Annotated in this window: 12 protein-coding genes; 10 read left to right on the top strand and 2 right to left on the bottom strand. The window is 52.3% G+C overall.

All coding sequences use genetic code 11. The annotated features are described in order from the left end of the window. Window positions 1–111 precede the first annotated feature (111 nt). Complete coding sequence (locus J0A66_RS07730; RefSeq protein WP_206573212.1) at window positions 112–963, bottom strand: hypothetical protein; 852 nt, start codon at window positions 961–963, stop codon at window positions 112–114. 405 nt (window positions 964–1,368) lie between these two features. On the opposite strand from J0A66_RS07730, the gene J0A66_RS07725 reads away from it, so the two are divergent. After that, entirely contained in the window at window positions 1,369–2,088 is a 720-nt protein-coding gene (locus J0A66_RS07725) for a PEP-CTERM sorting domain-containing protein (protein WP_206573211.1), read from the top strand. A 115-nt stretch (window positions 2,089–2,203) separates the two neighbouring features. On the opposite strand, the gene rmuC is transcribed toward J0A66_RS07725, so the two are convergent. Further along, window positions 2,204–3,685, bottom strand: coding sequence for a DNA recombination protein RmuC (gene rmuC, locus J0A66_RS07720; RefSeq protein WP_206573210.1), 1,482 nt, complete (start codon window positions 3,683–3,685; stop codon window positions 2,204–2,206). Between the two features lie 225 nt (window positions 3,686–3,910). Here rmuC and J0A66_RS07715 point away from each other — a divergent pair, with 225 nt between their 5' ends. From J0A66_RS07715 to J0A66_RS07675, 9 genes are all read left to right on the top strand, one after another. After that, complete coding sequence (locus J0A66_RS07715; protein ID WP_206573209.1) at window positions 3,911–5,131, top strand: helix-turn-helix domain-containing protein; 1,221 nt, start codon at window positions 3,911–3,913, stop codon at window positions 5,129–5,131. A 36-nt stretch (window positions 5,132–5,167) separates the two neighbouring features. Beyond that, on the top strand, window positions 5,168–5,791 hold the full coding sequence (locus tag J0A66_RS07710; RefSeq protein WP_206573208.1) for a Vgb family protein: 624 nt from the start codon (window positions 5,168–5,170) through the stop codon (window positions 5,789–5,791). 121 nt (window positions 5,792–5,912) lie between these two features. Then, a complete protein-coding gene (locus J0A66_RS07705; RefSeq protein WP_206573207.1) occupies window positions 5,913–8,177 on the top strand; it encodes a transglutaminase domain-containing protein in 2,265 nt (754 codons plus the stop codon). An 11-nt stretch (window positions 8,178–8,188) separates the two neighbouring features. After that, window positions 8,189–14,089 (top strand): VWA domain-containing protein, encoded by a 5,901-nt coding sequence (locus J0A66_RS07700; protein WP_206573206.1) that lies wholly within the window; start codon window positions 8,189–8,191, stop codon window positions 14,087–14,089. A 122-nt stretch (window positions 14,090–14,211) separates the two neighbouring features. Further along, a complete protein-coding gene (locus tag J0A66_RS07695) occupies window positions 14,212–14,553 on the top strand; it encodes an FKBP-type peptidyl-prolyl cis-trans isomerase (protein ID WP_206573205.1) in 342 nt (113 codons plus the stop codon). Between the two features lie 175 nt (window positions 14,554–14,728). Then, window positions 14,729–15,892, top strand: a complete 1,164-nt coding sequence (locus tag J0A66_RS07690; protein WP_206573204.1) for an N-6 DNA methylase — start codon at window positions 14,729–14,731, stop codon at window positions 15,890–15,892. Then, window positions 15,873–16,787: a phosphoribosyltransferase-like protein gene (locus J0A66_RS07685; protein ID WP_206573203.1), complete on the top strand. Its 915-nt coding sequence runs from the start codon at window positions 15,873–15,875 to the stop codon at window positions 16,785–16,787. Before J0A66_RS07690 ends, J0A66_RS07685 begins: the two co-directional genes overlap by 20 nt. Continuing rightward, a complete protein-coding gene (locus tag J0A66_RS07680) occupies window positions 16,787–18,790 on the top strand; it encodes an ORC-CDC6 family AAA ATPase (RefSeq protein ID WP_206573202.1) in 2,004 nt (667 codons plus the stop codon). Before J0A66_RS07685 ends, J0A66_RS07680 begins: the two co-directional genes overlap by 1 nt. Then, window positions 18,780–19,697: a hypothetical protein gene (locus J0A66_RS07675; RefSeq protein WP_206573201.1), complete on the top strand. Its 918-nt coding sequence runs from the start codon at window positions 18,780–18,782 to the stop codon at window positions 19,695–19,697. The genes J0A66_RS07680 and J0A66_RS07675 overlap by 11 nt, the downstream gene beginning before the upstream one ends. Window positions 19,698–19,719 lie beyond the last annotated feature (22 nt).

Here is a 19,719-nt window from a genome sequence, read left to right as displayed (position 1 = left end):
GTTTTGTCCTTCTACAACAGCAAGTTAACTGCTACTTATAGCCACTATAATCAATCTGTTGCCGGCTAGCCAGCCCCTGGTGTAGTCACCACACTGTCAATCAATCAGTGACTATTCCCGGCGCAGCCAGTAGTTGTCGATGGTCCGCTTGGCAACTATCCCCAGGACATCCTGATCCAGTCCTACTGCACTTTGCAGAAAGGCTTCACTGAGTTCCTGATTGGCCAGTACCCTGGCCACCAGTTCCACCGCATCGTCGATACCCTGGCCCCCTTCGCAGAAATGCACATGGTGATGGAAATTCAGCAACGGATGGGCGTTCTCTTCGAACCAGCGCCTGAAGATCAATTTCGACAGCTCGCGGTACCGGGGTTGGTGCCCACCCATAACCACCATAAAAGTGTGGGCTCTGTCTGCACTGGTCTGTCCGGCAATCTCGTCCAGTGCGGGTACCAACTGGTTGATTTCGTCTTCTGCCGCCTGCTGTAACGCTCCGGCAATCAGCGGTCTGACGCGTTGCGCCATCTCTTTGAGGTCCTGATAGACGGCCCCCTGCCGGGCCTGGCATTGCTGCAGCAACAGACGGCATTGGCTCATAACTGACTCAAACCCTGGCAGGTGGTGACTGTCCATCTGTTTGAGCTCCACCAGGCTTTGTTCCAGCTCATGCCACTCCTGCGGCGAATCCGGGAACAATGCACTGAGACAACAAGCCAATGGCAGATGGGAGATGGCCTTGAGGGAATGATAAGTGGAGCTGTTGATCTCATAGCTTGCGATCTTCTCTCCCTGACAACTGATCAGGCGACTGTCCATACGCACAATCAGCAAAATCTCACCGCCGGTAATGCGCTGCCTGTGCCAGTCCAGGCGCTGGCGGAACTTGTGATGAAACCACTGATTCCATTTGCCCAGCTCCAGTCCGGATGGCTGGTGCTCTGTGTCTTCCATTTCAATCGTCATATCCCCCTCCTTGTTAAGCCCAAGACAATGGCCATTCACTAAGGCAAGGATAGCAGCTCGCATCCACCCCATCTGCTGTCAAGGCGCTAAGGCCAGGCGGGCAGCAGGTGGCCCGCCGCAAGGCTGCAGGGCTGAGGGTGATCCAAGGCCGCAACAATTCCCGCAAACGCTCAGTCGGGGGACTTCCTGTCCAGTCAGCATCGCTGCATGACATGCTGTCGGGTTAATTTACAGGACCAACAATGAAATAAGGGTAACTCATTGTTTTTAATTTATTATTTTTTTGGCACATTCTATGCTAATCGCTGATCTCAGGCCTGCAATAAGCCTGATCCCGGCGTAGTGTTTTACTTTCTGTCAGTGGTTTTGAAATCAGCAAAAATGTTGATCAAATAAGGAAAAAGTATGTTGTATCGTCGTGTCAGAAACTTGGCATCGGTAGTCGCTGCTGGTGCGTTATTGGTTACCTTTTCAAGCAATGCAACTCTCATAAACCCGGGCTTTGAAGAGGGCAGCCTGTCAGGTTGGTCTTCCTCCGGTTCGGTTAGCGTAACCTCCAGCGCCAACCTGGACGCCGGAACGGTAAGCCCGTTCGAAGGCAGCTTTATGGCTGAACTGGTATCGGCGGCCACCTCTGCTTCAGAACTTGCCGCTATCATGGGAGTCTCGGAAGCGACTCTTGAAGCTACCAACGCTGGTGTGAATGCCACTAACGGCTCGCTGCTTTATCAGTCAACCAGTGCACAAGCGGGAGACTCATTCACATTTAACTGGAACTTCGTTGAGCAAGATTATTTGCCCTACGATGACTGGGCGTTTTACGGTATTCGCCTGGGCAACGGCGCTACCGAATTGTTTAAGTTCGCCAGCCTGGGTACTGTTGGTCCCGGTAACGGCTCAACCATTAACGGATGGGAAGCACTGACAGTGAACATCGATGTCACGGGCGACTACACTTTTTACTTCGGTATTGTTAATGCGCTAGATACATCATTGGATTCAAGACTGTTTATCGACGGCATCACAGGCACCGGGACGCTGGATCCCAATCCTGTTCCGGCTCCGGCAACCATCGCATTGTTGGGCTTGGGTCTGTTGGCTATGCGTTTAAGAAACGCCAGGTAATTGATTCACTTCCGGTAAAACAACTCGCCCCTTGTAAATGTCCCCGGCCCGCCGGGGACTTTTATATTGCACTCCCATAGATTTTATTGACCGATCCGGGCCGCCCAAAATCTGTTTATTCATCCGCCTCGGCATCCAGCTCCTCCACGGACAATTCCTTCAGGTTGCTGCTAATCTGTTTGCTGGACTGCACACCGAGTGACTTAAATTCCTCCGCCCGGCGCACCAGATTACCGCGCCCTTCGGACAGCTTCTTAATCGCGCCCTCGTATTTTTTCTGCACTGTCTGCAATGAGCTGCCCAGTCCTTCCATATCTGCGGTGAAGGACACGAACTTGTCGTACAGGTCGGCGGCTTTCCTGGCGATTTTCTGCGCGTTCTGGTTCTGGTATTCGTATTGCCAGATATTGTTGATGGTGCGCAGAGCCACCAGCAGGTTGGTGGGGCTGACCAGCATAATATTGTTGTCCAGAGCCAGTTTGATTAGATCCGGCGCCTGATCGATAGCCAGTAAAAAGGCCGGCTCCACCGGCACAAACATCAGCACGTAATCCAGGGTTTTAACGCCGTCGAGCTTCTGGTAATCCTTGTTACCCAGCCCTTTGATATGGTTGCGGATGGACTGGATATGCTCGGCCAGGTATTTGGCCCTGACCGCCTCATCCTGTTCGTTGAAATAGCGCTCGTAGGCTGCCAGGGACATCTTGGCGTCGATTATCACATCCTTGTCGCCGGGCAGATGCACTATCACATCCGGCTTATAGGCTTTGCCCGCCTCATCCTTGTACTGGCCCTGGGTATCGTACTCGTGACCCTCGCGCAAACCGGACTCCGTAAGGATCCGCTCCAGTACAATTTCGCCCCAGTTGCCCTGCTGTTTGTTATCGCCCTTAAGGGCCTTGGTCAGAGCCGCCGCTTCCTCGGTGATCTGCCTGTTCAGCTCTTTAAGGCCGAGGATTTCGGTTTTCAGGGAAGCCCGCTCCTGCCCTTCGCGCACATACTGGTCGGTGACCTGCTTTTTAAACCCTTCAATCTGGTCTTTAAGGGGGGTTAGCAGGGAGTCCAGACTCTGCTTGCTGGCACTGGTGAAATTCTGGGTCTTCTGCTCGAAAATCTTGTTGGCCAGATTCTCAAACTGCTCTTTAAGGCGGCCTTCGGCTTCCTGTAGCAGAGTCAGTTTCTCCTGCATGGCTTTTTGTTCCTGCTCAAACCGGGCCGACTGGGACTCGAGCTGGGTTCGAAGCTGTCCCAACTGCTCACTGGCCTGCTGCCATCTGTCCTGCCATTGCTGGCTCTGCTGCTGTAATTCGGGGATGCGCTCGGCCTGCTGGCGGTACTGGCCCAACTGGTTCTGGGTCTGCAGTTGCTGTTGATGGTAAGACTCGATGATGCGCTCTTTCTCGCTGAGGTCTTCATAAGCCTGGTGCAAACTATGCTGGCTCTGGTCCAGTTGCTGGGTCAGCTTGTCCAGCTCTGTCTGCATCTGCTGTCTGGCCGATTTGGCCCGACCAGCCACCAGCAGAGCACCCAGCCCTCCCCCCACTGTCAGGGCCAAGAGTGCCAGCATCAGTTGCATCATATCCAGTTGCAGATTCATTGTTATTTTTCTCCGGAAAATGGGCAGGATTTACTCATCTAATCAGCCGTCTGGCCTGTCTGTCCGGCGCATCATAACATGTCCAAACAGCTTGCCGAGACCGGCAGGTGCATTTGCCGGGTAGCACTGAGCCGGCAATACCCTGAACAACAGATTGTTGAAGGTGCGCGAATTCGGCTAGCATCATCAGCAAACTGACGGACAGGCAAGACAGATGGCAAACAGATGGACTCCCTGATTACATCGGCAGCGCAGTCATTGGCCCTGGGCGATCCCCTGGGGGCCCTGAATCGCATCGCACTGCGTAATGACGCCCCGGCACTGGCCCTTCGGGGTATCATCATGGCACAACTGGGTGATCTTGACCGGGCACGAAGCCTGTTGCGCACTGCCAGGAAAACCTTCGGCACCAGGGAGGTCCTGGCGCGTGCCCGATGCGTGGTAGCCGAAGCCGAGACAGCCTTTGTTTCAAGGGATTTAAGCGGTTCTGCCAAGGCCCTGCAAAATGCCCAAGCCGTCTTGCAGCAACAGGGCGATAAGGTCAATGCCGCCCATGCCCGCCTGCTGGTGATTCGACGTCTGTTGCTTCTGGGCAAGCTTAATCAGGCGGAACAGGCCCTGAATCAACAGGACCCGATCAGACTGCCTCCTGCACTGCGCACCGTCCATGCCCTGGCCATCGCCGGGATAGCCATGCGCCGCCTGCAGGCCAGAAGAGCCCGACTGGCACTGAATTGGGCGGCAGAAGCCGCCCGTCAGGCCGGTACCGCCGGGCTCATTGGCGAGGTGGAAGACAGCCTTAAGCGACTGAACGGCCCCGCCGCCTGTCTTATCCAGGGCGATAAAAGTCACCTGCTTAGCCTTGACGATATTGAAGCGCTGATGTCGTCCAGCGCCCTGGTGGTGGATGCCTGCCGTTATACGGTGCACAGCCGTGACAGTATCATCCCTCTTGCCAGGCGACCTGTCCTGTTTGCCCTGATCAGGGCGCTGGGCGAGGCCTGGCCTGCAGATATAAGCCGGGAGGAACTGGTGCAGAGGGCTTTCAGACAAAAAATGACGGACGATTCACTGCGCGCCAGACTCAGGGTGGAAATAGGAAGGCTGAGGACCGAACTGAAGGGGCTGGCCAGGATCAGGGCCACCTACCGGGGTTTTGTGCTGGCGCCGTCCAACGAAGAAGAGGTTTTAGTGCTTGCCCACCCCACAGAGCAAAAACACGGCGAAGTCCTGGCCCTGCTGGCAGATGGCGAGTCCTGGTCAAGCTCGGCCCTTGCCTTGGCCCTCGGCACCAGTCAGCGCTCCGTCCAAAGAGTGCTGGAGTCTCTGGATGAAGCCCACAAGGTGCAATCGGTTGGACGGGGACGGACACGCCGCTGGCTGGCCACCCCCATTCCCGGATTCACGACAACTTTGTTACTCCCAGGGTCGCTGCCGGGCAACTAGGATGAAAGCCTCAATCAACCCAATGAGGATAAGACAATGAAACACAGACAGGCACAAATCAGTCGCGAATATGGTCCCTTCGACGGTGTCGAGCAGGTGCATGGCGTGAGTTTTGACGGTAGGCATGTATGGTATGCCTCTGGACAACGGCTTAATGCCCTGGATCCGCAAAACGGTGAGACAGTGCAAAGCCTGGACGTGGAGGCCCACGCCGGTACCGCATTTGATGGACAGTGTCTGTTCCAGATTGCCGGCGACAAAATACAGCGAATCGATCCGCAAACCGGCAAGGTGCTGACCACTATTCCGGCCCCCGAAGGAGGATGCTCAGGCATGGCCTGGGCCGAGGGGAGCCTGTGGGTCGGGCAATACAGCAAGCGCAGGATCCACCAAATCGACCCGCAAAACGGCGCCATTCTCAACACCCTGACCTCTGACCGGTTTGTCACCGGGGTGACCTGGCTCAATAATGAACTATGGCATGGCACCTGGGAAGCGGATGAGAGTGAACTGCGGCATATTGATGCCCTTAGTGGCGACGTGCTGGAGCGTATCAGCATGCCCGCCGGCGTCGGCGTATCGGGCCTGGAGTCCGATGGCCGGGACAGGTTCTTCTGTGGTGGCGGCAACAGCGCCAGAGTGCGGGTTGTAAACCGGTAACACTGAATGCAGATCTGTTACAAAGACTACTATTTGTAACAATTACCCACTGGCTCGATTGGTATGTCCGGTTAGAAAATACGCAACTTTTTAATTACAACCTCTGCCATCGAGTCACCCCATGCGCCTAAGTCGTCTGTTTAAAGTCAGTTTCTGTATTCTTGGCTTCCATTTTTGCATGCCTGCCACCAGTCAGGCCACAGGCACTGCCAGTCTGGATAAGCTGCCGGATATGGCGCACACCAGCCTGGCCCGCTACGCTGACCTGGAGTTGGACGAGCTGTTCAGGGCGGTGGCTGAAGATGTGCATTATGAGCCTTATACCGGCATCCTGCGCGGCGCGGCGGGAACGGCTCTGTCCCGGGCAGGAAATGATGTGGATCAGGCTCTGTTGCTGGCGACGCTCTTGCAGGCGCGTGGTTACCGGGTGCGCTTTGTCACCGGTACCCTCAGCGAACAGAACGTCCAGACCCTGATCATGGGCCTGTATCCACCTGAGCTGCCGCTGCTGGAATGGCCGGCGGGGATCAAAACCTACTGGCCGAAACAAGACAATGCCTTACAGTCCATCGCAGCCGGGCACACCTGGCTGGAGCTGGATCAGGGTGACGGCACCTGGCTGCCGCTGGATCCTTCTTTTCCCAGGGCAGTGATCGGCGAGGCGTACGCCGAGGCAGAACGGCGTTTTGCCAGCCCGCCCGACTCCCTGCACCATCAGGTTCGCATAACCTTGAAAGTGCAGACCGCAGACGGCAAGCTCACAGAGGTGGGCAGTGTCGAACGCAACACTCAGGACCTGGTCCTGCAGCCGCTGGGTCTGACCACTGTCGGCATACCCCAGGTGCGCTCAGCCGAACAGGTGGACAGCAAACCCACAGTCTCCGGTCTGTTCGGCGGCGGCCTGACCGGCGACACCGGCAACAGCACTGAGGCAAAGCCCGGCGAAACACAGCCCTTGCTACCCGTAGCCACCCAATACCGCCGTCAGATGCGCATCGGCGGGGAAACCCTGGACTGGCCGGCAACCCTGATCATGCAGGACAAGGAAAAAGACGCTCTGCAGCGCGAATGGCTGGAAATCACCCTGCTCTCGCCTGACGGCAAGCCGCGCAAAATCGCCCGTGATCTGTTTGTTGTCGATGCACCCGGGGTGACCGGCGGCAAACCAGCCGATTACCGGCACTATGAGATTGCCGTCTTGCCTGGCCTGCTGCAGTTGGAGGAGGTCAGTGACTACCTGAACAGGGTCACAAGGCACTTGGATATTCAGGCTATGGGTCAGCAGTTGAAGGCGTTTGACAGCACCGCAGAGGGTGCCTTTACCCGGCTCAGCCACATGGATGCCTCCCTGGCCGCCATCAGCGGCAGCCTTGCAACCCTGGCCTTTGCCGCCGAATCAGACAGGCTGACCACTAACCTGGCCCATGCCAACGGGGTGGCGGTGGCTTATACCCGTCCCCGGGTGATCATTTTCTCTGTGGAGGGCCAGCAGGGACCGCAGGGCGACCCCATGGCCTTTCGCAGCAGTCTGGATCTGCGCCTGGATGAGGTGGATGCCTATCCCTACCCCGGCCATTCCATGCGGGCCATCGAGTTGTTTCAACAGGCCCGTGGCATGCAAAACAGTATCGCCGAAGCGAACTTTATCGAGCGCATTGTCGGCAAGGGTCAGTCTGCCAGCACCATGAACCTGATGGAGAGAGTGCCGGACAAAGTGGATGATCTGCTCGGCCTGGGGCCGGACCAACAGGCCGAGCTTGACGGCCTGCCGCAGTTGTCTCCCTACGCTAAGCGCCTGATTCGTCAACGCATGAGTGAGGGACGCCAGGTCATTATTCCCAACCAGCCCGTTGTGCTGGCGGGTCGCAGCCGTTACGGCTGGTGGGAGGTGGATCCGCAAAGCGGCCGGATGATTGGGGTCATGGATGACGGCCTGCACCAGGCCATGGTGGACTATTCCCTGAATGTGGAACATCTTGGCCTGAACGACGAAACCGGCCGGGCCATAGGCGTCATCATTGGCGCCACCTCCACACAGTTTCTGCTGATCAGCGGCATCCTCGAGCAGGGCACAGTCACCGCCGGCTTGCTCAAGCAGGTGGAAAAGACCATCAGCGATCTGAAATGCCTCTCCTGCCCTGAGTTTTCCGCCAAAGTCGGCGTCAAGGCCCAGGTGGGGGATTCCTGCTTCTCCACGTCCAAGGCGGCTGGACGGGCCACTTCCGGTATCGGATTCTGCCAGAAATATGCTGACGGCTTCGGCTGCGCCGCCAGCCTGATCCTGCACGGCCTGCGTAAGGAAATGAAGATACCGCAAAAGGATCTGGTGACTGTGACCCCCTCTGCCGAGGTCAAAGCCATCTGTCTGAACGCCAAGGTGGAATAAGGATGTCGCATATGAACAGATTCCTATGCTCATTGTCCCTGTTACTCTGGGCCTGTTTGGCGCAACCTTCTTTTGCCCGTGACGGAAACGCCCCCTTAAGCGCCTATGACATCGGTGACAAGGCCTTGTATCCCAAGCCCGGGCCGGTCAGCCAAGTCACCCGGCAGGCACAGATCCGGACCTATCCCTCTTTGTCGCCCCTGGTCAGTTCTCAGCCACTGCAGAGCATGCAGAACAAGGCAGTAAAGCTGGAGCTGCTGGCACTGACCCGCAGTGATGAGATTGGCGGACAGGCGGTGCCTGATGACCAGGAAGCCATTATCCTTACCACCCGCTGGACCAACCTGATCCCCAAGGCCAACGTGGCCAAAAGCCAGCTCGAAGGCAAAGCCGATCGGACCAACGGCGCCGGTTCCCTGTTCTCTGGCGGCAGCTCAGGCAATGAGAAAATGGTGGAAGTGGATGTGGCCTTTAAAGTCAGTGCCGCCCGTCGCCATCTGACCCTGGCGGCCGACGGCCTGGCCTATGAGGCGCAGCTAAGCAGTCAGTCCCTGCCCCAGGGTATGCCGCTGGAGCAGGATTTTGTCCTGCCCCGCCACGGTGAGAGTAAAAATGCCAGGCTGGCCTTTGTCGTACCCAAAGGCAGCCGCCACCTTGCTCTGCAGTTTATCGACAACCTGCATGGCAGCCTGGATGTTCCGCTGGAAGGCGAGGCGGCCAAAGCCAAGCAACCTCCGGTCAGTCTGGGTAAGACAGTGCAGATCGCCGGGGTGGAACTGACCGTTGGCGGCCTTTCCTACATATCCAGCTATCTGGACAAGGCAGCCCCGGATGGCTGGCATTATCTGCAGCTATCCCTGCTCGGCCGGGGGCGGGGCGGCGCCGACAGTGCTCTGGCCCGCTTGGATCCAACCCGTATCCTGTGGCTGAACGGCGATGAAGGGCGCCTGTTTATGGCCCTGCCCAGCGAAGATGGCGAACCTACCCTGAGTTTCACCCCGGCGGTATTCCAGCAGCGCCAGGTGAGCTTTTTGCTACCTGAGTCGCTCGATCGTTTTACCCTGGGCATTCGCGGTGATAATCGCACCACGGTGCTGCCGGTCACCGCACAGCCGCCTTTGTCCCTGCCACCGTCTCCCCTCAGCGGCAGGGACGGCAACAGCCTGACTGTGTCAGTGTTTGGCCTGCGCTTTGACAAACAACAGCTGATTCTGGATCTTGCCGTTGTATCCCATCTGCCCGACAAAGGGCTGGAGCTGATATTACAGGATCAGTTTCGTCTGTCAGGAGAGCAGCAGGGGAAGGTGGATCTGAATGTCACCCGAGGGCTTAGCAGCCGACCACCTCAGCCACTGGTGGTGCCTCCTGCCAGCGCCGTGCGCTTCGAGCTGGCCTTCGGTCTGCCCGCAGGCCAGATGCCTCAGTATCTGTGGTTTGGCGGCTTCGAGCAGGAACTTAAACTGGATCTCGGCTCACTGAAGGTTAAAGGCGCCTATGGTCAGGCGGATAATAATGGCAAAACGGTTTTCCCAGAGTTCAGTTCCCGTCCGGCACCGGTGAGCGTCGAACCTGCAACGGTTGCTGTGCGTACCACTACCCCTGATACCCAGGCCGCAACCCCGCCTGAGCCGAAGCCTTATCGTCCCAGCCCGCCGGTGGCATTGCCGGCCTTTGATCCTGGTGAGGTGCCAACTGAGAAAGAGCCCAACGACAGTGTTAAGGAGGCTGAAGCCCTTGGCAGCAGCCATATGGTGCGCGGCACCCTGAGCGACAAGGATATGGATGTGTTTTACCTGGATGTACAGGGCAACCCGCAAAAATGGCTGCTGGAGGTTCAGGGTAGCGGCGTGGGGGGTAATGTTGCCTATATCGACGCTTCAGGCGTAGCGCAATTGCAGCGACGCCCCAATGCCGGCGTTGACGTGGTGTGGCTGGAAAATCTGTACCTGATGCCCGGCCGACACTGGTTTTCAGTACAGTCTTCCGGCAGGGAGGGTGAATACGTACTCAGAGTGGTGCCCCTTGGTGTGCCCGCCCCGGGCGATGAGCTGGAGCCCAACGATGATATCAGCCGCGCCCATTCCCTGACGTTTGGCACAGAGCGCAGCGGGTTAATCGCCTTTGCCAGTGATGAGGACCACTACAGTTTCAGTCTGGAAATGCCCTCACATGTGCGTCTGACACTTCTGCCGCCGGAGGATTTGCGCCTGGATTTGCGTATCGAAGGCAACGGTTCAGGGATTGCCAGGGCCGGAGACTATCTGGGCGAAGCCGGCAAGCCGGTTCGGTACCAGGCCTGGCTGGAAGCCGGAGATTACCAGGTCAAGGTCTATTCGGGCCGCCGGGAGTCCAGTCAGTCTGCCTATCGACTCAGGCTGGATTTGCTCGACCCCTTTGACCTGGCCGACGATAGGGAGCCCAACGACAGTGCCGGCAGTGCCGCCCCCCTGCCCTTCGGCAAGCAGATGCAGGGCCTGGTGGGAGATTTCGGCGATACGGACTGGTTCTTCCTGCCACCGCTTGAGCAGCCCACCCGCCTGACCCTGACCGTGCAGAGTGACAAGCGGCGCATCGGTGCCGCACTCAAGCAGATTGAGGGCCAGGAGGTGCGCTCCGTCAGCATGAACAGTGACGTGACCAAACGGACCGACCACAGCGATACCTATCACGCCAGCCTGGAGGCCGGTAAGCGCTATGTGGTGAACCTGATGGGGCAAGGCCGCTACACCCTTGGGGCCAGTTTCGACACGACCTTGACGGCTGCACCGGACATCGGTGGTCCAACCCTGGCCCTGGTGGGCGAGGTACCGGTCTTTTCCGCCTACCGCAACAGTCAGCAGCAGGTCGACCTGCTTGCCCGTATCAGTGCCGGCGAACAGGATCTATACGGCCTGTCCCTGCAATCTGCTGTCAGCCAGGCGGGCTGGTCCGTCAGCCTGCCGGAAGGTCCCATCAGCCTGAAAAAAGGCCAGAGCCTCGATGTACCGCTGACCCTGACCGGAACGCCCGACAGGCCGGATGGTCCGCCGGCCACCTTGTTCTTACACGCCTCAAACAATGATCACAAAGGCAGCACCCTGGCCGTGCCGCTGGCCGCCCAGTGCGATGCCTTTCCCCTAAGTGAGACCTCCTATCAACCTGTACCAAAGTCGCTTCGCGGCGGCATTAACCTGGCAAGAAGTGGTATCGGTGCACAGCCGCCACCGAATGACTCCACCCTCGCACAGCTGTTTGACGGCATGGTGGCCTCAGGAGGCGAATGGTCGGCCTCCAGTGGTCAGCTACCTTACGAAATCCAAGTCCAGCTCGCCGGTGACGGCACAACCCCACTGGCTGGTGTGGCTCTGATCCCACAGGTAGGTTACGGCAACCAGGATCAACTGGGCCCCTTCAGTGTCCTGATCTCAGATGACGGCAGTCAGTTTACACAGGTCTATGAGGGACAGTTGTCACCCCGCTCCGAAGAGCAGTACTTTCCCTTCCCGACACCGGTCAGGGCCAGGTTCGTACGCTTACGGCTGGGGGCCCGTGACGCCGGCAGTCCCTCTGCCAGGCTGTCGCTGGCAGAGGTAAAAGTCATTGCCGCCGCCGATGTCCGGCCGTTTGGCCAACAAGGCATTAATCTGGCCGATCCCAACTGGGGAGGCCATGTGGTGCGGGCCCTGCCCCAGGCATACGGATACGGCAACCTGGAAGCGATGCTGACCGACAAGGAGGATGCCGACATCCTGCCTTACCGCAAGGGGGATGTGGCCCCGGTAGAATGGGTTATTGGTTTCCATCACAATCGCGCCGCACGCCTGCAGGGCTTCAGCTGGCGTGAGCAGAGCAAACCCCTGCCCAGGGGAATCCGCGCCATCGAAGACATTGAAGTATCCGTCAGCCTGACCGGTCCTTTAGGCCCCTGGCAGTCCCTGGGTCGCTGGCCAGTTCCATCTGAGCCGGGCCAGCAGGCCAGCATCGAATTCGAAGAGCCGGTGTGGGCCCGTTTTGTGAAGTTCCACCGCAATGGTCACAGCGACGAGAGCTATGGCTGGCGTCTGCCTGAGACTTTGCGCATCCTTGAAAAACCGGCAGATGGCAGCTATCAGAGCATTGTCGGTGAATGGGGTCTGTACCGCCAGGAGGCGGCCTATGAGCAGTTGCATCCGATGTCTGCCGTGGCTGGCATCCAGGATCTGGCTGGTGATAGCCAGAAAACCGCCCTGGCCCTGACGCCGGGCCGGCCCCTGGATGAAAGGGTCAGCCTGGGCAGGGACAGGGATATGTTTTCGCTGCAAATTCCGGCGGATCAGAATCAGTTGTCACTGACCTTTACCGGTGAGGATGTCTCTCGTCTTGCTGTCAGCCTGAGCGACGAAAGTGGTTTGCGGGTCACCCTCACCGATCAGTATGACGCAATGGGTAACCGGCGTTTCGATGCCACCGTGGTGGGCGGTCACCGTTACTTCGTACAGGTAGAGGAGCCGCCCCGATCTATCATGATTGCCTGGGACAACAGCTCCAGCGTGGCCAGGTTCCATCCGTTGATGTATCGATCACTGCAGCGTTTTTTTGATGAAGTTAAACCTCAGCAGGAATGGGTCAACCTCATTCCGTTCCGGGACCGCGGCGCCGCGCCGCTGCTGGCAAACTGGAGCGATGACCCACAGGTATTGAAACAGGCGCTGAACAGCTACAACCGGGCCGATGGCTCCAGCAATGCGGAAAATACCCTGACCGCTGCCCTGTCAGCCTTTACCGGCAGACCGGGTAACCGGGCTATGGTGGTGCTGACCGATGCGGCTTCTGACGGCTTTGGCCGTTCCCGGGATCTGTGGGCCGGCTTTGACAAGATGCGACCGGCCGTCTTCCCCCTGGAGCTGCATCTGCGTGCCCGTGGCATTGAGCACTTCCAGAATCTGATGCAGGACTGGGCCGCGGTCAACCGGGGCCGCTACGCCGCCTTTCGTACCCTGGCCGATTTGGACCGTGCCTTCGCCAGGGCCTCCTGTCTGATGCGCAGACCGGTGAGCTACCGGCTGCAGGCAGACAGCAGCAGGGTGGAGCCCGGCAGCCTGATACTGGAATGGCAACCAGACAAAGCTGCCGCGGGCGCGGTGGTGGAGCTGATTGTGGATGCTTCAGGCTCTATGCGCTCGAAAAAGGCGCTGCTGGACGGCAAGCTGAAAATAGAGGTGGCCAAAGACGTCTTACATCAGGTGATTAACAGCTTCCCAGATCAACTGGATGTGGGACTGCGCCTGTACGGACATCGAGTGCGCGAAGGGCAGCCAGGAGACTGCCAGGACTCGGAGCTGGTGTTGCCTATCGCGCCTTTTGACGCTGACGCCCTGCGCAGCCGCATCGACGCCATTCAGGCTCTGGGCACCACCTCCATCAGCTACTCCCTGCAGCAGGCAGGACTGGATCTGGAAAAAACCAGCGGCCGTAAACTGATCCTGCTGGTCACAGACGGCGAGGAAGAATGCCAGGGGAATCCGGCCGAGGCCATCACCGCCCTGCGCGATAAAGGCCTGGATGTGCGTCTGGATATCGCCGGCTTTGCCCTGCCCAATGAAAAAACCAAGCAGGATATGCGACTGGCGGCCGCGGCCGGCGGCGGTGAGTTTTTCGATGCCAAAGACAAGGACAGCCTGATCAGCGCTATCCGACAGTCGCTGGCCGCCACCTATGAGATCCTCGACGCCCAGGGCCTGGTGGTGGGCAAGGGTCTGGTAGGGGATCCCGCCCTGGTCCTGGCCCCGGGGTATTATCAGGTCAAAGTCAGCAGTGCCCGGGCCGATGCCAGCTTCCCGGTGGTGATTGAAAAAGGCAGCCGCCAGGTGCTCACTCTTCAATCCGACGGTGAGGTCATTCGTCAGATCGGTGCAACAGGCACGTCGGGACAATTAACACCCGGGGTCCAGTAGAGCGCATTCTCTATTTCGAACACTACTTTAGGGCCAGGCGTCGCCGATGCCTGGCTTTTTTGTTTCAGCCCATCGTCGGATTCTCTATAATCCCGGCATTTTTTGAACAACAGTAACAGCAGATGAACGACGAGCTGAAAATAGAGGATCTGCTCCAGGGTGAAGGTAAAGCGGCAATTAAAGGAGCCCTGATCACCGCCCATTACCGCGGCACCCTGGAAGACGGTACCGAATTTGATTCCAGCTATGCCAAAGGCCGGCCTTTTCAAACGGTATTGTCGGCCAATAAGGTGATCAAGGGCTGGTTTTTAGGTGTTCAGGGCATGAAAGTGGGCGGCAGACGCAAGCTGTTTGTGCCTGCCCACCTTGCTTATGGCGAGCGCCAGGTGGGCGAGCATATCAAGCCCCACAGCAACCTGATTTTTGAGATTGAGTTGCTCGAAGTACTGACAAGGGATGACTAAGCCTCTTACTTAGGTGCGCTCATGTGGCGTTTAGTGGGCTATATGATATGCGATGCTTGCAATTCGTGAACATGAGAGATAAATCGTCTAGTTTGACTGAAAGCGCCGATATCGTAATTTACTTGCTCTCTCTATTCGTTTAAATTCAGGTAAAACTAACCTAGAGCTAGCAGGGATGAACTTAAACCAATACTACACACAACAGCGATATAGTGATCTGCTGGTAGGTCGTCTATTGTCTGAATCACCACAGATCGCTGTAGATCTAGGATTTGGTGACGGGGAGTTACTGTTTGCAGCTCGTCGAAGATGGCATGAAATAAATCTAGTTGGAGTCGACATAGATCCAAAAAATGTTTTAAAAGCCAATCAAGCAAAAATAATTAGCGCAATCGAGTTTGATGGTTTCAACCCTTCTCTTCCTGAAATAATCCAAGAAAGGTTCGGGAATATAAACTTACTAATAAGTAACCCACCATATTTCCCGAAAGATAATGATAAGAGCACTAGGGAAATTATCAAGAAGGCAGGAATGAGTCAATGTATTCCTGCCACATGCAAGAAAATACCGGCAGAGCTAATTTTCCTAGCACAAAATATAGCCATGCTCTCGAAGAGTGGTGAGATTGGTATAATATTGCCTGCAGGTGTTATTTCAGGAGAAAGATGGAAGGGTGTTAGAGAGTTTTTGTTTAGCGAACTGAAAGTGAACAATCTTATTCAGCTACCATCTGATAGCTTTATTAATACCGATGCACAGACTTTCATACTAACATTAAGCAAAGAAAAAAGTAGACGTGATTTTATCACTTTGTCGCATGCCACACATTCTTCTACACTCAACGTGAAAATCAACGACGCAATAAATAGAGCCGATTTTTTATACTACTCTTCCTTTCTGAACAACGTTTGTGAACAAAATCTAAACGAAGAATCCTTCAGTATACTTAGGGGCTCTCTTTCACACACATTCTTAAGAAAGCACGTGGCGGAATATCTACATACTACCGACCTTCCTTCTAAACCTTCTTCTTTAAATCTAACAAACTCTCCTATCTCTAATGCAAATAACGCAATAAAAGGAGATATCTTACTGGCAAGAGTAGGTAGGAGATGTCTTGGTAAAGTAGCAATTGTGGAATCAGGCAGCATTCCAGTATCTGATTGTGTAATAATAGTGAGAGCAAAATCAGATGAAGAAAGAAATCAGATATGGCGTATTTTAAGCGCACCAAAATCGAGAATGACACTATACAATAGATCATTAGGCGTTGGAGCAAAATACATCACACATTCAATAGTAAAGGAATACTTGATAGATGTTCGAAGCGCCACATAACTGGGATATATACTATGATGATGTAGTATCTAAATGTGAATCATATATTTCATTTGGATATTGGGAGGACATTGAACTATATCAGCTAAGGTCTTGGCTATCAAATTTCGAGACTGATGAGGAAAAGTATTTCTCGGCTTGTATACTAGATGCGCTAGTCTATCGCTCTAGATCTATGGTGAAGTCCAGCTTCAAAAATATTGCATCATCTATCGTTCCAAAATTCTTAAAGAAAAATAGTATTCCTTATGATTCAAATATAGATGACTGGTTAACTCGTCTCAAGGAAGGCAAAAAGGTTCCCATTAGATTTGTTTCTGTTGAAAATGTTGATAACAAAGCTGGTAAAAGTGGTTCTGTAATTATTAGAGACCTAATCGAGACACTTGACTTAGCAAAGCATGTAACTCAAATCCCAGAAAATGTCCCCAAATTTCCGGACGAAGTTAAAGCTATTATTTTAGTTGATGATTTCGCGGGTACCGGATCACAGTTTGTTGATTTCTTCAAAAAAAATATTGATCCTTACAATATTAGAGTACCTATATTATATACACCTTTAGCGGCTCACCAAGACGCAATTAACTATATTGAACAGCAACTTCCTCAAGTAGAAGTAGTTCCAGTAGAACTGCTCTCTCAAGACGATTCTTTTTTCTCACCAATTAATGGTTACTTTAGGGGAGATAACAAAAACAATGTTACCGATGCAAAAGCTTTTTACTTAGAGATGTGTGAACGCACTCCATTGAAAGGAAAAGAATTCTTACTCGGGAAAGGAGAACTCTGCTTAACGTTTGCGTTCCATTTGTCTACTCCCAACAACAATCTTAAAGTAATTTATCATGACTCCGAAGAAAACGGCTGGAGTAGATTGCTCTATAGGAGAAAATAGTGAACCCAAAGTTGATAAAATTATTCTCAAAAAATAGAGCTGAAGAGTTCCCCGTAGATGTGTGGGGACAGTATGTTTTACCACCACAATATGAAACAATTAACTTATTCAATTTTGATAAAGCTGTGATGATTGAGGGCGGAAGAGGATCTGGGAAGACTATGTTCCTTAGATACCATTGCCATGATACTAGATTTAGTGAGAAGAGAAGCAATATACCATTAGAAGAGCTACGGAAGATAGGAATGTATTTTAGACCAGACACTCACTTTTGTAGCAGTATCACTGAGGAAATATATGGCTCCGATTGGAAAAAAGTGTTCGGGAAATATATCCTAGTAAATGTCATTAGAGAGATCTCACGCGTCACGTTGAACCTGTCAAAATGTAAATTTTCATCTAATTTTGAAAAACAAGAAATAATTCCAAATCTTGAGCTACCAAATACTTTTTCAAAGAGAACTAACTCAAGCATTTCTTACTACAAAGAATTAGAAAGCTTTGCTGACACTGCATTAGAGGAGCTTAACGATTGGGTAAACGATCCTGAGTCGTATTCTAGACCTATATTTCCAGACACTAGAAGTGTTATAAGTTCTCTATTAAAACACTTAAAAAATAGTTTTCCTGAACTTTCAGAAACAATGTTTACGGTCTATATAGATGAGTATGAGAACCTAACTAGCAACCAACAAAAATTATTAAACACTTGGATAAAGCATGGTGCTGGTGACTTAGTTATATCGGCAGCCTACAAAAAGTACTCGGATATAAACAGAACCACGGAAGGCCAAGAAAGTATTGTTTTAAGAAATGATTATAGAAAAGTTGATCTAGAAAAGTTTGAACAAGAAGAATTTTATCGCTTCGCCGCAGAAATACTTATACTTAAGTTACATGATTCTATAGAGGACAGTGATTTATTTAACTATAAAGATTGGTTGTGTAATGAGAGGCTTTTAAGTGAGAGGCTAGATGATTCTTACATAGAGAAAGTTATAACCTTCGCCAAAGGGTTCTTACCCACTAGTTCATATGAAAATGTCGCGAGTACAATTCTTGAGGATGAGACACTTAAAAGAAGGCTTCTTAACTTTTTAATTAATCCAAGAGTTTCTATTCTTAAGATAGCTAAAGAGGAATTTATTGACTCAAAATTCCCAGTAGAATCTATTTTAAACGGAATATTACTTAATAGAAAGAATCAAAGCCCGACAAAGATCTTAAAAGAATTTTCAAAGCTTAAAAAAGACGGCACTAACATATATTATAAACCATATCGGGATCTATTGGTCGGGGCGATACTTTGGGTATATAGTTCAGCAGGTAGAAGTTCCATACCAATTTATTCTGGATTTGAAAGAATATGTAACATGTCCAGATTTAACTTGAGGCACTTTCTGGAGTTTTGTCATCAATGTCTTGTAGAACATAGCAGAAGTATATTTAAAGTAGACTCTGGTTTTTTCATTCCAATACATGTCCAAGCTTCTGCCGCCAGAAAAAATAGTCAATTAGAGGTCGATAAAGTTGTTGAACTTGGACGACATGGAAATAATTTGAGATTCATTGTCAATAGACTTGGGCTTTTCTTTCAGTTGTTGCAGAAAAGAAAGTCACAAAGTGAACCAGAAGTAACACATTTTGGTATTGAAGTTGCGAGTGAAGAGCAGCTTCCAGAGAATCTTAGAGTATTGCTAAACGAGCTGAAAGTTTGGTCTGTTCTTGTTGAGTTCCAAGGTGATACAAAGAGAAAATCAAATATAAAAATGTCCTCTAAGGAGTACATGCTTCACCCTATGTTCTCACCTAATTTTTCAATCTCCTTCAGGAAGATTAGAAAACACACCTTTAGTGTTGAGCAGCTAAACACTATTTTTTGCGGATCAGAGGAAGACTTCGTAGAGTTTTGCTCTCCTTTTGCTAAGAAAGCCTTAGAGGATGAGGCTGCTAGCTTTACATCACTTAAAGAAATTCAGGGAAGTCTATTTAATGATATTTAATAGACAAATAGAAATTAAGCACGATGAAATAGAATCTTCAGAAGCTGATTTATTCTTTTATGGTAGCCCGCTAGATGATAGAGGAGCACTCTCTACCTCCGCTTTAAATAGAGCTAAAATCAACAGAGGAATCAGGGTCAATTTGGACGCTGAAATCATGACTTTCTGCATAGATGACTCATCTGTAAGAATCAGAAACATTAATTCCTATCTAGATATTCAGCTTGAAAATAAACCAATAAAAAAGGTGTTTCTAGACGCCACAACACTAGGCGTACCAGAAATTTTGTATATCCTACGCTGGCTCGCAAGGTTACAAAAAAGAGTTGAAGTAGACATTCTGTATGTGGAACCCGAATCATATCCTCCTAGAATAGAAATGAAGAGTGAATTTGGCTTACATCAATTTAAACTATCTCACTCTTCCGTAGGTTATCGGTCTTTACCTGGATTTACAAAGACAGTTTCAAATAATAATAAAACACACCTTATAGCTTTACTTGGCTTTGAGAGGGTGAGATTGGGGCAACTTTTAACAAATGACGAAGGTGCTTTCATAGAAAACATCACACCTATATTTGGAGTACCTAGCTTTAAGCCGTCATACGACAAACATACTATCTTTCAAAATATAGATAGTTTGAAAAACAAAGCAGAAAAGCCAAAATTCTCTAGTGCAAACAATCCATATGATACATACAAGCTGCTTCAATTCATCTATAAAGGACTTCAAGGAAGAGTTGTTAATATTGCTCCAATTGGTACAAAGCCAATGGCTATTGGGGCTTGTATCTTCATACTACAAAATTTGGCGGCCAATGTAGGGGTAATGTACGATCATCCCCAGAAATCTTTAAACCGGACAAAAGGTTTTTCAAGAATACATTTGTACTCAATTACTATCTAACTTCACATTTTATAACTTTAAT

Source organism: Bowmanella dokdonensis (assembly GCF_017254865.1).
Lineage (GTDB): Bacteria > Pseudomonadota > Gammaproteobacteria > Enterobacterales > Alteromonadaceae > Bowmanella > Bowmanella dokdonensis.
Note: the sequence above shows the minus strand (reverse complement) of the source record. Positions and strands in the feature narration are given on the sequence as shown.

What these genes read in the sequence shown, in the direction of transcription:
- J0A66_RS07695 (WP_206573205.1), top strand. Translation starts at nt 14,212, where the DNA reads ATGAACGACGAGCTGAAAATAGAGGATCTGCTCCAGGGTGAAGGTAAA.
- J0A66_RS07675 (WP_206573201.1), top strand. Translation starts at nt 18,780, where the DNA reads ATGATATTTAATAGACAAATAGAAATTAAGCACGATGAAATAGAATCT.
- J0A66_RS07700 (WP_206573206.1), top strand. Translation starts at nt 8,189, where the DNA reads ATGAACAGATTCCTATGCTCATTGTCCCTGTTACTCTGGGCCTGTTTG.
- J0A66_RS07690 (WP_206573204.1), top strand. Translation starts at nt 14,729, where the DNA reads ATGAACTTAAACCAATACTACACACAACAGCGATATAGTGATCTGCTG.
- rmuC (WP_206573210.1), bottom strand. Translation starts at nt 3,685, where the DNA reads ATGAATCTGCAACTGGATATGATGCAACTGATGCTGGCACTCTTGGCC.
- J0A66_RS07715 (WP_206573209.1), top strand. Translation starts at nt 3,911, where the DNA reads ATGGACTCCCTGATTACATCGGCAGCGCAGTCATTGGCCCTGGGCGAT.
- J0A66_RS07685 (WP_206573203.1), top strand. Translation starts at nt 15,873, where the DNA reads ATGTTCGAAGCGCCACATAACTGGGATATATACTATGATGATGTAGTA.
- J0A66_RS07730 (WP_206573212.1), bottom strand. Translation starts at nt 963, where the DNA reads ATGACGATTGAAATGGAAGACACAGAGCACCAGCCATCCGGACTGGAG.
- J0A66_RS07705 (WP_206573207.1), top strand. Translation starts at nt 5,913, where the DNA reads ATGCGCCTAAGTCGTCTGTTTAAAGTCAGTTTCTGTATTCTTGGCTTC.
- J0A66_RS07710 (WP_206573208.1), top strand. Translation starts at nt 5,168, where the DNA reads ATGAAACACAGACAGGCACAAATCAGTCGCGAATATGGTCCCTTCGAC.
- J0A66_RS07725 (WP_206573211.1), top strand. Translation starts at nt 1,369, where the DNA reads ATGTTGTATCGTCGTGTCAGAAACTTGGCATCGGTAGTCGCTGCTGGT.